At 54.1% G+C, this 13,707-nt stretch carries 13 protein-coding genes; 7 read left to right on the top strand and 6 right to left on the bottom strand.

The genetic code is table 11. The annotated features are described in order from the left end of the window. Positions 1-169: 169 nt before the first annotated feature. From FHS90_RS21930 to FHS90_RS21905, 6 genes are all read left to right on the top strand, one after another. Positions 170-1,276 carry a GAF domain-containing protein gene (locus tag FHS90_RS21930; RefSeq protein WP_182514585.1) on the top strand — a complete coding sequence of 369 codons (1,107 nt, stop codon included), beginning with the start codon at positions 170-172 and terminating at the stop codon, positions 1,274-1,276. Positions 1,277-1,942: 666 nt separating this feature from the next. Further along, complete coding sequence (locus tag FHS90_RS21925) at positions 1,943-3,058, top strand: serine hydrolase domain-containing protein (protein WP_182514584.1); 1,116 nt, start codon at positions 1,943-1,945, stop codon at positions 3,056-3,058. A gap of 579 nt (positions 3,059-3,637) precedes the next feature. After that, positions 3,638-3,991 (top strand): YciI family protein, encoded by a 354-nt coding sequence (locus FHS90_RS21920; protein WP_182514583.1) that lies wholly within the window; start codon positions 3,638-3,640, stop codon positions 3,989-3,991. Next, positions 3,975-4,949 (top strand): RNA polymerase sigma factor, encoded by a 975-nt coding sequence (locus FHS90_RS21915; protein WP_182514582.1) that lies wholly within the window; start codon positions 3,975-3,977, stop codon positions 4,947-4,949. The genes FHS90_RS21920 and FHS90_RS21915 overlap by 17 nt, the downstream gene beginning before the upstream one ends. 28 nt (positions 4,950-4,977) lie before the next feature. After that, positions 4,978-5,223, top strand: coding sequence for a tetratricopeptide repeat protein (locus tag FHS90_RS21910; RefSeq protein WP_182514581.1), 246 nt, complete (start codon positions 4,978-4,980; stop codon positions 5,221-5,223). 463 nt (positions 5,224-5,686) lie between these two features. Beyond that, positions 5,687-6,586 (top strand): carbohydrate kinase family protein, encoded by a 900-nt coding sequence (locus FHS90_RS21905; RefSeq protein ID WP_182514580.1) that lies wholly within the window; start codon positions 5,687-5,689, stop codon positions 6,584-6,586. Between the two features lie 106 nt (positions 6,587-6,692). On the opposite strand, the gene FHS90_RS21900 is transcribed toward FHS90_RS21905, so the two are convergent. From FHS90_RS21900 to FHS90_RS21885, 4 genes are all read right to left on the bottom strand, one after another. Beyond that, complete coding sequence (locus FHS90_RS21900) at positions 6,693-7,613, bottom strand: serine hydrolase (RefSeq protein ID WP_182514579.1); 921 nt, start codon at positions 7,611-7,613, stop codon at positions 6,693-6,695. Between the two features lie 58 nt (positions 7,614-7,671). Then, on the bottom strand, positions 7,672-9,336 hold the full coding sequence (locus tag FHS90_RS21895; protein WP_182514578.1) for an AsmA family protein: 1,665 nt from the start codon (positions 9,334-9,336) through the stop codon (positions 7,672-7,674). 364 nt (positions 9,337-9,700) lie between these two features. Next, entirely contained in the window at positions 9,701-10,162 is a 462-nt protein-coding gene (locus tag FHS90_RS21890; protein ID WP_182514577.1) for a DUF4890 domain-containing protein, read from the bottom strand. A gap of 396 nt (positions 10,163-10,558) precedes the next feature. Then, positions 10,559-11,521: a TIGR03885 family FMN-dependent LLM class oxidoreductase gene (locus FHS90_RS21885; protein ID WP_066835311.1), complete on the bottom strand. Its 963-nt coding sequence runs from the start codon at positions 11,519-11,521 to the stop codon at positions 10,559-10,561. Positions 11,522-11,678: 157 nt separating this feature from the next. Here FHS90_RS21885 and FHS90_RS21880 point away from each other — a divergent pair, with 157 nt between their 5' ends. Continuing rightward, complete coding sequence (locus FHS90_RS21880; protein ID WP_220483137.1) at positions 11,679-12,095, top strand: GNAT family N-acetyltransferase; 417 nt, start codon at positions 11,679-11,681, stop codon at positions 12,093-12,095. A gap of 74 nt (positions 12,096-12,169) precedes the next feature. Here the strand turns inward: FHS90_RS21880 and FHS90_RS21875 are convergent, their stop codons facing one another. Further along, a complete protein-coding gene (locus tag FHS90_RS21875) occupies positions 12,170-12,862 on the bottom strand; it encodes a DUF421 domain-containing protein (RefSeq protein WP_182514576.1) in 693 nt (230 codons plus the stop codon). 15 nt (positions 12,863-12,877) lie between these two features. After that, on the bottom strand, positions 12,878-13,567 hold the full coding sequence (locus tag FHS90_RS21870) for a DUF421 domain-containing protein (RefSeq protein WP_182514575.1): 690 nt from the start codon (positions 13,565-13,567) through the stop codon (positions 12,878-12,880). Between the last annotated feature and the right edge of the window lie 140 nt (positions 13,568-13,707).

Raw genomic sequence — 13,707 nt, 5'->3', positions numbered from 1 at the left:
TTTTTCGTCTTTTGAAATCGAGGAATACCGTAGTAGCATACAAGGAGAAAGCCTCGACCAAACTTATAGTTCCTTATTCTATATAACCCCTATTAAACCAAACTGAATTATATCAAAGCATTTCATACTGCCTAGAATACCTACCGGGTTGATAGTTGCAGAAGAATTTATGGATGAACAGCGCCGTTTACAGGAACTTTATGAGTATAAAATTTTAGATACTCCGCCAGAAAAAGAATTAGATGAATTAGCGCAAATTGCCTCAGCCATCTGTGACACCCCCATCTCCCTGCTCACCTTCATTGACAAGAACCGGCAGTGGTTTAAAGCAGAAATGGGAATGGGCTTTAAGGAGACGTCAAGAGAAGACTCTTTCTGCCGGCACACCCTGCACCACCCCACTGAAGTACTGGTGGTAGAAGACCCGCTCCATGATGAAAGGTTCAGAGAAAATCCTTTAGTGCTTGGGGGCACCCATATACGTTTCTATGCAGGGGCACCCTTGGTGACCCCCAGCGGCCATGTACTGGGTACGCTGTGTATCCTGGATAACAAACCCAGAAGAATCACTGAAAGTCAGAAAAAAGCATTACAACTCCTGGCCAAAAAAGCCATTGATTACCTGGAAATCAGAAAGCTAGTAGTAGCACAGGGCACCGCCATCGGTTCAAACGCAGAACGGCTCAAGAAGCTTACAGACTGTGTGCCGGGGGCTATATATCAGTTTGAGATGAACCCGCAGGGGAAATTCTCCTTCCCATTCATTAGCAAAGGCGTTCAGGATATTCACCCCAGCCTCAGTCCTGAGAAACTTATGGCCCACCCTGACTTAATTTTCACAGTGATTCACCCAGAGGACATCACTTTTGTACGCCAAAGTATTCACGAGACCTTCAGCAACCCGCAACTGTGGCAATCAGAATTCAGGGTCATGGGGGAGAGCGGCAAAACCCTCTGGATCTCCGCTAGCTCCCAGCCCGAAAAGAAAGAAGATGGCACCGTGGTCTGGCACGGCATCTTCCGGGACGTCACGGACAAGAAAGAATACACCCAGGTGCTGGAGCAGATTCTCTTTGACATTTTACATGTCATGCGCAGGCCGGTGGCCAACATGCTGGGGCTTACGTCTGCCATTCTGGAAAACAACATGGAGGGCACTACCCTGCAAGAGTATATGGGCCACCTGAAAAAAGTGTCTGAAGAAATGGATACGTTCCTCAAGAAACTCAATCAGGACTATTCGGCCATACAGGCCAAATCAAAGGGGCCTGCCTGATCTACCACCCAGACCAAAGCAGAACTGGAGGCGCGGGGCGTAACCGGGCAGCAGCAACAGCGCCAACCAGCACGTTGGCGAACAGCCCAATTGAAACACCGGCAGCAGGTGCCGGAACGAAGAGCCGTGGCGGGTACTAGTATTTAGAACTCTTGATTGCTTAAACCTCTTGTCCATGGCCTTCCACCTGCCTTGTGTCCTTGTCAGGGATGGCCGCCCGTTTGCCTTGGCCGCTTCGCCCAACACATCAAAAGAAGAGGCCTGGCTGAAAGAGAGGGAGGCCACAGATTTTCTGACTTGGTAAAAAGCCACTGCGGCGAAAGCAAAAGCAGAAACGACAGCTAGCGAAATACTTCAGCCGTACCCCTCTTATTCAAAAGGCCGCTTGCTTTTCCAACGCCCATTACATTCTCACGCATCCCTACCGGAGGACCAAGGCCGTTGAAGAACCATTGGCTTACGCGATAGGAATGGAAAATTGATTCTGGGAAATGCGTCACTCAGCACGAGTAAGTCAGCATGCGTCATCATCCCCCTACCCCCTTCAAAAGGGGGACGGTATGCGTGCAGTTAATGGAAAAAATTCTGGGGCAAGCCGCTGTGGGTTGCGCTAGTAGGAGAAACGCGAAAAACCGCTATCTTCATGCCTGTACCAGCTCCTTGTCCATGCAGCCCTTTTCTAAGTTTCTTCGGCTAGTTTGCCTTCTTTCCCTTGCCTCGGCTACGCTTTCCTCCTGCCAGCTGGGGCGCTTTGTCTTCTACAACTTCGCTAACATCACTGACTACAAAATATTCCCCTCCCGGCCCTTGACAGCGAGTGCGCAGCCGTTCCGGTTTCAAACGGCAACCACGCCCAGAGCCCCAAAAAAACTGGGTCCCACAGGGAAGGAGGCGCCCCTGGATCAGTACCTGGCAGACCGCGAAACCGTGGCCTTTCTCATTATCCAGAATGACACCATTCAGTATGAGCAGTACTTCAACGGCTATGAGCAGAGCAGTATAGTGGCTTCGTTTTCCATGGCCAAGTCTGTGACGTCTATGCTCATTGGCACGGCGGTGGAAGACGGACTGATCAAATCTGTGGACGAACCCATCACCCACTACCTGCCGGAGTTGAAAAAGAACGGGCTGGAGAACGTAACCATCAGGCACGTGCTGCAGATGACCAGCGGCATTGAATTCAATGAGAGCTACGTGAACCCGTTTGGGGATGCCGCCAGCTTTTACTACGGCCGCAACCTGCGCCAATACGTGAACAACATGCAACCGAAGGCGGCCCCGGGGCAGGGGTTTGACTACATCTCAGGGAACACGCAGATCTTAGGGGCCATTCTGGACAAAGTGGTGGCGCCCAAAACGGTAACCCAATATTTGCAGGAGCGCATCTGGCAGCACCTGGGCATGGAATATGACGCCAGCTGGAGCCTGGACAAAAAGAAAGACGGCCTGGAGAAAACCTTCTGCTGCCTCAACGCGCGCGCCCGCGACTTCGCCAAACTGGGCCGCCTGTATTTAAAGCAAGGCAACTGGAACGGCAGGCAGGTGGTGCCCGCCCAATGGGTGAAAGAATCTACGCAGGTAGACACTGCCCAGGGCAGCTCGGCAGGCTACCAGTACCAGTGGTGGCTCCCCTCCCGCTCCGGTGATTTTATGATGCAGGGCATACTGGGGCAGTTTGTGTACGTGAACCCCATGAAAAACCTCCTCATAGTGCGCCTGGGCAAAGACTACGGTAACACCAACTGGCCCCGGTTTTTTTCAGAACTGGCCGCGGTGTATTAACAATTTCTGTTTTGGGGCTGTTTTTGGGAAATCAGCCCCAAAACAGCTGCTCCCTTTTGCAAGCCGGCCCATGCCATTGAAACTTTTGTAAGTCTAACATTTACCTGGTTCAAGCAGCCTTCTGTCTGGCACCAGCAGACGCACGCGCCAGAGCCAAAAAGGAAATGGAGCAGCTGGTTCTTCACTCAGCTTCTGTTTTGGAGCCGTTTTTCATAAATTAGCCTAAGAGCCTGTTTAAATTTTGGTTTTGCGAGCGAAAATGGGGAGCGAAAGGTTCTGACGAAGCGTTTTTTGAGCAGCTTAGCAGCGCTATGGTGGGAGAAAAAGGCAAAGTCAGGTTCTTTTGATACCCATTTGCAGCAGAAAAGACAACTTTAAACAAGCTTTAAAACCAGCAACACGAGTAAACGCTTGCGCCACCTTTCTGTTTTGGCGCTGTTTTCAGAAAAACGGCGCCAAAACAGAAAGGTGCTCTTCCTGAGCATCCGTCAAAAAAATCAAAAAAGTTTGCCCACACTGTCCAAAATAAGTCTACCTGCTTGTCATAGACCAAAACATATATAACCTAAACCCATTCGTATGAAAAAATATCTGTTACTGCTGTATGACAACGTAGACACGCTGCAGGAAATGGACCCGGAGGAAATGCAGCGGCTGGTGCAGGCGCACATGCAGTGGACCCAGAAACTGGCCCAGGCCGGTCACCTGCAGGGCGGCGACGGACTGGAGGAAACCGGCGCGTACATCAAAGGCAAAGACGCGCTGGTCACAGACGGCCCGTTTATTGAAACCAAAGAGATGATTGGCGGCTACTACCTCCTTCAGGCCGAAAACCTGGAGCAGGCGGTGGCGATTGCCAAAGAATGCCCCTGCCACCTGTGGGGCGGCACCACTGAGGTGAGACCCGTCATGGACTATGCCCCACCCGCTTAACCTACCTTCGGCCGCGCCGAAATTCACCCCTGAACACCTCTTCCGGGAAACCTACGGAGAGGTGTTCTCCCTCTTGTACCGCCGCTACGGCGCCGCCCACCAGCAAGACATTGAAGACGCGCTCCAGGAGGCATTTTACGCTGCGTTGAAGGTGTGGCCCACCAAAGGGCTCCCAGAAAAGCCGCAGGCGTGGCTCCTGAGGGTGACGCATAACAAGCTGCTGAACCACCTCACCCGCAGGGCGGTGCACCAGACGGCGGTGCAGCAGCTGGAGCTTGAAAAGGACTGTTTCGCCCCGGGCGAAGATGAAACCCGTGACAGCCAACTGCAGCTGCTGTTTGCCTGCTGCCATCCCCAACTGACTTCTTCGGCGCAGCTCATCTTCTCCCTCAAACATCTGGGCGGCTTTGGCGTGGAGGAGATTGCGCAGGGGCTGCAGCAAAGCAAAGACGCGGTCTACAAAAGCCTGCAGCGCAGTAAAAAGTTTTTCCAGCATCTTTCGCCAGATTTCATAGAAATAGATATTCTGGCTTCGCCCGAAAGGCTCCAGAATGTGCTGCATGTGCTGTACCTGCTCTTTAATGAAGGCTATGACTCAACCCGGGGCACCAGCCTCCTGAACCAGGAAATCTGCTATGAAGCGCTCCGGCTCACCCACCTGCTGGACCAGCGCTTCGCGGGCAAAGAACTGCCGGTGCGGCACTTGCTGTCACTCCTGTATTTCCACCTCTCGCGGTTTGAGACCAGGGTAGACGGGCAGGGCCGCTTTGTGCCGTTGGCCCGGCAAGAGCGTGCGCAATGGGACCGGCACCTGATCAGGCGGGGGTTCCATTTCCTGCAAGACGCTTTTCCGGCCAAGGTGAACCCGTACTACCTGCAGGCCTGCATAGCCAGTCTGCACGCCGCCGCGCCCCTCCTACCCCCACACCGACTGGTGCGCCATCAAACGCCTCTATGACCTGCTCCTGCAACAAAAGCAGAACTTTGTGGTAGCCCTCAACCGCGCCATTGCCGTAGCTGAGTGTGACGGTCTGGAGGCAGGCATTGCGTTGCTGCTGGAGATGAAGGAAGAGGCCAGCCATTACTATCTGTACCATCTCGCCTTAGGCGATTTATATGTGCGCACGCAGCAGACGGCCCGCGCCAAGGCCTGTTACCAGACCGCCCTCCGTCTCACCTCTTCCCCCGCCCGGCAGCAAATCATACAGCAGAAGCAGGAGCAGTTGATTTAGCAAGAGCGTGCGTACATGTGCTTTTTGCGCTGTAAATGAGCTTCAAATGAACCCATCTTAGCGGTTGCCCCGCACCTGAGCGCTGCCAGGCTGCTCAAAAAACGGGATAGAAGCACCTTTCGCTCGCGGTTATGGCCGGCAAAAGCAAATGGAGACTAGCAATAAAGACTTATTCTTCCGCCAGTTTAGCGAGAGCACAATTTCTGATGAACAAGGGTTTTGAGCTGGGCGCGGTAGTACTGGCACTTTAGACGTTCATGTGCGGGTTTGATGGGCAGCCGGAAGCCGGCTTACAGATATGGTAAACTCCCTGCATAGTGGCCAGGTGAGCAACTTGAACCAGGGGTTTAATGCAGGGCCCCACCAAAGAAAAAAACTGAACCTGTTTCCGGCGTGTTTTCCTGAAATGAGTATAAAAACGTATTTTCACCCCTTCACCCAACCGCTCATTCACTCATAAAATATGCCAAAGGAAATCGTCTGCTTCGGGGAAATGCTGTGGGATTTGCTGCCCACCGGCAAGGTGCCCGGTGGCGCGCCCATGAACGTGGCCATCCATCTCACTTACCAGGGCCAGAAGGTGCGGCTGATCAGCAGGCTTTGCCATGATGAGCTGGGGCGGGAGCTGATTCTATTTCTGCGGGAGAAAGGGCTGGACCTGGCACTGGTACAGGTGGAGCAGACCCACCCTACGGGCACGGTTGTGGTGAATACCGCCAACAAAACCGAAGTGCAGTATTCTATTGTGGCCCCCGCCGCCTGGGATTTCATCACCTATGAACCCGAAGCCGCCCAGACCGTCTCGCGCTGTGACGCGTTTGTGTTTGGCAGCCTGGCCGCGCGGCAGGAGATTACCCGGCAAACGTTGCGGCAGTACCTCCCGTTGTCAAACCTGAATGTGCTGGATGTGAACCTGCGCCCTCCCTTTTATAGCCAGGAACTGCTGGAGGACCTACTCACCCAGGCCCATATTGCCAAAATGAACCACCATGAACTGGCTGAGATCAGAGGCTGGTACGGTGTGCCAGTAGACGCACAGGAGAGCATGCGTTTCCTGGTCCGGCGCTTTGGGCTGGATTTACTCATTGTCACCCGCGGCGAACACGGCGCCCTTGCGTTGCAAGGCGACCAGTACTTTGAGCAAGCCGGTTTTACGGTAGACGTAGCAGACACCATTGGCAGCGGTGATGCCTTTCTGGCCACGTTTCTGGCCCTGCACCTGAACAATTCCCCCGTTCCAGAAGCCTTAAAACAAGCCTGCCGGGCGGGTTCCTGGGTAGCCACCAAAGCCGGGGCCACCCCTATCATTGACTGGGATGCCCTGGCCGCGTTAGACCAGAACCCGGCTCCTGACATAGAGTAAGTGGTTCCCCTTCTTATAAAACGCAAAGCCCCCTCCTGTTGATAAGACCGCGAGGGCTTTGCGTTTTTGGCCTGTTTTCTGGAAAACAGGCCAAAAACGCAGTGGGCTATTTAATCAGTTTAGGGTCAACGTAGGTGCCGTAGCGGGTGGCATTGCCCAGGCGCCAATAATACTGATACAGAACCGCAGACACCTCCTCCAACACGGTTTCGGCTTTGCCGACCACTTTGTAGTTCTCCATGATGGCTACGGCATAAGGTCTTTCTGGCAGCAGCACCAGCGCCCACTCGGTTGAGACGCCGTTCAGGCCTCCGGGCTTAAAGGCCAGGGGCACATTGGCGGGAACCCCGGCTGCCAGACGGCTGTTCCCGCGGCTATTTTTCTTTAAAACAGAGACAATCTCCTGTGAAACAGCCTTGTTCACGAACTCGCCTTTGTGGAGCATCTGTAGCATTCTGGCCGCCTCTGCGGGGGTGGAGATGTTTTCCTCGCCCCGTCCGCTGGCCGCCGACTGTATCATTTTGCGCTGCACCTTGGTTTGTTTGTAGCCCATTTTCTGCAAGGTAGCGTTGATGTGGGGCATGCCCACCAAGTCAATAAGCGCGTTGGTGGCGGTGTTGTCGCTTAAGGTGATCATGAGCACGGCCAAATTCCGGATGCTGAACTGCGCACTGTCAACCAGGTCTTTGAGGATGCCGGTGCCGCCCACCACGTTGGCCGGGTTAATTTCCCTGAGGTCGGTGAGCTTGAACTTGCCCTGGTGCGCCTGGTTGTACACTTCCAGCAAGATGGGGATTTTAATGGCACTGGCCTGGGTGAACACCATGTCCTGGTTGAACTGGAGGGTTTCGCCGGAGGTGAGGTCAACGGCCACCAACCCCGTCACAGCGGGTGACGCCTCCAGAATACGCCTGATCTCAGCTTCTGTCTTCTGTCTCAGGAGCTGGGGAGGCTGGGACTGGGCGCACGCCCCAAAAGGCATAGACATACTTATCAACAGGAACAGAAGAAAAACAAAGAGTTTCATGGGGAACAGCAGGTTTGCCCCAAGGTAACCCTTCAGCGGTAAAAGATCAAACCCCTGCTCATTTGGGCGCCCCAATCACAGACAGCACGCCGTTGGCCAGGCAGTCTTTCCAGTACGTAAGAAAAGACCGCTCCCGGCGGCGTTGAAACTTAATCTCCCCATGGCGGGGGGCTTTCCCGTCTTTTTCGCTCTCTGATTTCAACACAATCTTATTGGTCACTAAAGATTTCAGCTTCTTGCCCAGTGACTGCTTTTTCTCTTTCTCCTCATTCAGGAGCGAGATCTGAAACTCATCATACTGCAGTTGCAAAGAACCGGAAGCAGACACCCGGGTCAGCTCCATAGCAAAAGAGCCCTTCTGCAGGAAACCGCTTTTCACGCTCACAAACATGCTGGGTTCAATAATGGGGTTGAGAATGGCAGGATTGCCCCTGCCAATGGTGCCCTGCATGGTGTGGTAGCCGCTGGGGTCTAGCAGCGGCAGCCTGACGGTGGCCTGCAGAAAAGCCTTCCCCATCAGCAGCCCGCTTACCTTTAAGATGGCCGGGGTCTTGCGCGACATGAGCCGCCGGTCATTGGTGAGGTTGGTGAGGGTGAAATTGATGTGGCTGCCCGTCACGTAGCCCGGCTTGAAAGCGTTGGCCGCTATTTCATCATACCGCACATACAGGTCTTTCACCTGCACCTTTCTAATGTTTACGCCGGTGGGCAACTGCCTGATAAAATCATGCGGCAACTTGCCCTCTTTTTTGGTGGGAAGGTAGTTGTCATTCTTGTAAGCGCTCACATTGGGCTCTTGCACCAGCACTGCCCCTATGTGAACATTGGAGCTCCTGGAAAGGGTGTGAAAATCAACCTGCCGCATACGTACCGCGGGAATCTGGACCCGGAGTCTGGTGGCGGCTTCGCCGATAACTTTAGACATGGCGGCAGCACTGCGTAACGGCACCAACTGCAGCTTGGCCAGGGTGGCCTCCCGGGTTTTAGAGTCGGCCTGGATGGCCCCGCTCTTTACCACATAGTTCCCGTTGCCCAGGTAGTAGGAGGTTTCTCTGGCGTTGGCGGTGAATTCCCGCATATAGAATGCCCGAGCGGTGTCTTGAAAGGCGGCACTGTCCATCTCCACCCCCCAGCCTTGCACAGACAGTCCCGCCACTGAATAGAGAGCCCGTTTTTGCGTTGGTTTCTCTTTAAAAGATACCGCGCCGTTTTGCACGCGTATTCTGCCAATTTTCAACCCTTGAAAGGGAGGCCCCCACTTCTCATGCAACGGCTTGGGTGGGCTGGTGTCTTGTTTCATCTGAGTCAGCCGCAAAACAGGAGTTTCCAGTTCTACCAACGTGAGCGTTTGCGGTTTCTCCTGAAAGAGTTGGATGAACTGAAGGCCGCTTATATGCAGTTTAGCGGCATGGAGGTCAGCGAGGGAGGCCGCGGCTTGCGCCGGATTCTGTTTGTCAAGGGTGCGCCAAACCGCCAGGTTGGGCTTCAGGTGCAGGGAATCAATGGTGACCGACCCACTCAGCAGGGAGACCCTGACAGATTTGGTGTACAGGGTGTACACCCCGTGGGTCTTCTGGTAGATCTGGGCTTTCAGCTTTTTCTCGGCCCACGGGTTTAAATACAGGTGAATTGCCACCAACGCCAGAAGCACCAACAGCAAGATGCTGCCCAGTGCCCACCAATACCACTTTCTGCTGAAGGGCTCACTATGACTCTTTTTCACCGGCTAAAAATAAATGCGCATCCCTTCTACGGCGAAGATCAGAATTTAACTGCTTTTGTCTCTAGGCCCTGTACATCACCCTCTCTTACACCACTTGAACCGCAGTAGGTTTTAGAGTTTGTTTACATTTCTCTTTGGCGCTGCAAACGGGCCTCAATAGAACCGGACCTGGCAGCTGCCCCGCCCCATAAGCGCTGTTCTAAAAACGGGATAGAAGAACCTTTTGCGCCCTCATTTCGCCTGCACAATCAAAATGCAAACAAGTCCTAAAAGAATCAACCCCGCTGTGCCTTTTCCGCCACCAAAGAGGGCGCAGAAAAAAAGGCCAGCAACGGCTGGCCTTTTTTTTTGCAATAGCTGCAGATTAGCTTTTCTGCTCCTGCTGGTGTCTCTGGCCTTTGTACTGGCCTCTCTTCTTGCCTCTATGCTCCATGCGCTGCTTTTGGTCTGCCTCGTACCGGGCGTATTGCTCCGGGGTCAGAATTCCTTTCAGCTCAGACTCCCATTGGGCATGCCTGGCTTTCATGGCATCACGGTTTGCCTGGCTTTTCTCAGTTCCCTGGCCACGAAGCGCTTTCATGTCTGCGGTTTGTCTTTGGTGCAGGGCCAGCAGTTTGGCTTCTTGGGCTTTGCTCAGGCCATACTTTTTGCTGATCATTTCAGTTCTCTTGGCCGCAAGCTCTTCGGGGCTTTTGCGCTCCCCGTGGGCGCCGTCTTTGCCGGCACGTTCTGTGCGGGGCTTTCTGTCTTTTTTAGGGGCATCCTGTGCGAAAGAGGTTCCGGCGATCATGGCGCCCATGGCGATCATTGCAAATATCTTTTTCATTTTTCTGGTCTCGTTTGAGGTGTAATTTTACTGCTTTGGTGCTCAGCGTAGGCCTATAACCGCTTTGCTGATTTCCCTTATTCAAACTACGTGCCAAAAAATTAACACCACCGGTCCCCTCTCCCAATAAATTCAAGAATACCTGCTCATTACCCGCTAGTTACCAAATCATTTTATCTGTTAAACCATAGTCTCTGGCCAATTTCCTGTTTTAGGGCTGTTTTTCTGAAAACAGGCTAAAAACGCCTCTAATGCTACTTTCAACGTTAGAAGGCGATGCGTAGTAGCCCAGAGGGAGGTTCTGGTACAGCAGTTTTTGAAACCTGTACCCGTACTGTGAAGTCAAAAATGAAGGCCGGTTCCTGCCATAGCCCTGGCCGCACAAAAGACAATTGCTTAAGAAGCTAAAACCGGCAGCACCTCCTGCCCAAACACCTCTATAAACTGCTCCTGCTTTCTGTTCACGTTGTGCAGCGACATCTTCTGGAAGCCCATCTCTACGTACTGCTGCAGCCACTCCAGGTGCTGCTCCGGCTCACCAGACACGTGCACAAACTCCCGTATCTCCTCTGGTTTCACAAACTGGGCCGCCTGCTCAAACTGCCCGGGCACCCGCAGGTCTGCCAGCATGGCGCTCCCGAACACGTTGGTCTTCCACTGCTCATGGGCCCCCAGGAGCGCCTCTTTATCTGTTTTGTCATATGATAGCTGCACTTTGAGGAGCATGGGCTTGCCCTCACCGCCGTTCTGGTTCCAGGCGTCTACTACTTTCTGGAGCTTATCCCTGGGTTGTGAAATGGTGATGAGCCCGTCTGCCCAGGTGGCCGCCCACGCCGCCGTTTCTGGGGTAATGGCGGCGGCAATGACCTCAATCTCCTTTTTAGGGCGCGTGTAAAGAGTGGCTTCCTCAACGGTGACCAGGCCGTGGTGGTTGACGGTCTCCCCTTTCCAGAGTGCCCTGATCACGTCTACGCATTCTTTCAGCCGGTCGTTCCGTTCCTGTTTGGCGGGCCACCGCAGTCCGGTAATGGCCTCGTTCAGCGCTTGTCCGCTGCCCACGGTCAGGAAGAAGCGGCCTGGGAACATCTCGTCCAGGGTGGCCGCCGCCTGGGCAATAAGGGCCGGGTGGTAGCGGTAAGCGGGGCAGTTCACCACCCCAAACTCAAGGGAGGTAGCCGCCATGGCCGCACCCAGCCAGGACCAGGCGAACCCGGAGCTGTTCTGCTGGGTGCTCCAGGGGTGGAAATGGTCAGAAGAAAGGGCGAAGCGGAACCCTGCGGCCTCTGCCTTTTGGGCCAGTTGCAGCAACTGACTGGGCGAAAACTGCTCATGGGAGATATGGTAGCCAAGTTTGGTCATGGTTTTTCTGGGGTATGCTTTGAATTCTAGTTTTACCCCGCATCTTTGCCTTCGGCGAAGCCGACGGGAACGGGAGTACCTTTCCCTGAAACGGGGGGCAGGCTCACCGGTTACGCCCGCCTCTCTCCCTTCTCCAGCCCCACCCTTTGACCAGGCCATGGAAACTCCCCACATTCAACCTATTGCCCCGGAAGAAACCTGGGCTTTACGCCACCGCGTGATGTGGCCGGCGCACCCGCTTTCTTATGTGCAGCTCCCTGAAGATGGCAATGGGCTGCACTACGGGCTTTTTCTGGGGGAACAGCTCATTTCTGTGGCGTCTTTGTTTGTGCAGGGGGAGCAGGCCCAGTTCCGGAAATTTGCCACTGACACATTTTATCAAGGCCAAAGGTACGGGGCTATGCTGCTTCATCACATTTTACAGCTGGCCCCGGCCCTACCGGTGGCGCGGGTCTGGTGCAACGCCCGCCGGGAAAAAGCGGCATATTACCAGAAATTTGGGTTTACAGAAACTGCCCACACCTTTGAGAAAAGCGGGATGGGCTTTGTGGTGATGGAAAAGAGATACCCTTGACCTGTGTATGGGCCAAGTGCCTTTTCTGTTTTGGAGCCGTTTTCTGAAAAACAGCCCCAAAACGCCCGGTGCGGTTATGATTCTATGGCTTGGCCCCAGCTGTTCTGCCCGCAGTTGGGGCAAGGGCCGCTGGGTTCCTCCTGATGGTTTAGCACAAACCCACAGCAGCGGCACGCCCATTTCCCCTGTGCGTTTTCCTGGTCATTCCGCAGCTCCGGGTCAATGTCTGGCACCAGCGACAGGCCCGCTCTTTTCTCCTGGAACTGCAGGATGGTAAAGGCTCCGTTGGCTTCCAGGTACGTGCGCTGCACTTTGCCCAGGTTCAGGATATTCTCATGCCTGAACTGGGCAAACAGCCGCTGCTGCGTGATGCGGGTACGCTCCATTAAATCCAGCTGCAGACAGCCGTCTTTGACCAGAATGTCCATATCATCCAGGAAGTCACGCTCCAGCCGCGCGTTTTGGGTGGTGCGCCAGGCTATGAGCCGCTCAATGCCCACCACTACGGCGGCAATGATGACAATGGGCAGAATACCCCGCGAAGGGTCCATCATGGCCACGCCGTTGGCGGCGGCCAGAGACACCAATGCGGCCATTTCGGTCCTGCTCAACATGCCAGACATGCGTTTGCCCATGGCCCGCATGGAAAGCATGAGCACCAGGTAGATGAAGGCGATCCTGATCACCACCTCCAGCAAGAAACTCCACGGGGCTTCTCCCAGGACTATGCGCAGCCAGTCTGTAATCTGTATTTCTTCTGGTTTCATAAATTGGTTGGCTGATTATTTGACAGAGGGGGTCCACTGGTCACAGGCACAGTTGGGGCATTCTGTGCCCTGCACCTGTCCGGTTTCTGCCACATAGCCGCAGCGGGTGCAGGCAGCATAGAGCTGATCTAGCGGCAGGTTCTGCACCATGTCCTCGTCTTTCAAGGGCAACACTGACAGGCCCTGCCGGGCCTGGTCTGCCTTCACTACGCTGAACAGGCCGCAGGCTTCTATGTACACCCGTTTCACCTGCCCCAGCTGCGTAACATTATGGGTTCCGAGCGCCGCAAACACCTGGTATTTTGAGAGACGGGCTTTTTCCATCTCCTCAATCTGCAGCACGCCTTCCCGGAGAATGACAGACAAATCCCCCTGGGTGATCATTTCTATTTTCCGGCTCCGGAACGCCCAGAGGTTGATGCCCCTCTGAAAGGCCAGGGCACAGATGAAGACCACAATGCCCACCAGAATACCCCGGTCTGGCAATTGCATGGGTGCCGAGGCAATACCGCCCAGCGTGACCATTACGGCCAGCTCAGAGATGGTTAACTGCGCATTCATGCGCTTGCCCATGAGGCGCAGGATGATCAGCAAAGCCATAAAGATGATAATGGTGCGCAGCAGCACTTCCCACATAAACTCCCATGGGGTATTGCCAATGAGCAGGCGCTCCCAATCTGGGAAATAGATCTCTTCCTTTTTCATAACCTTGGGAAATACGAGGTTCCCTCAGGAAAAAGATATTTTTGGCTATGAAGCTGTTTAGAGTTTAATAACTTCCAAAGAATTAGGGAGGTAAAAGTGTTTGCGACAACATTTCTCACCAAGCCCTAACTCAATGGAAG

It is taken from the genome of Rufibacter ruber, assembly GCF_014138425.1.
In the GTDB taxonomy this organism is placed as follows: Bacteria; Bacteroidota; Bacteroidia; order Cytophagales; family Hymenobacteraceae; genus Nibribacter; species Nibribacter ruber_C.
The sequence above is the reverse complement of the archived record's forward strand: the minus strand, read 5'-3'. Positions and strand labels throughout refer to the sequence as shown.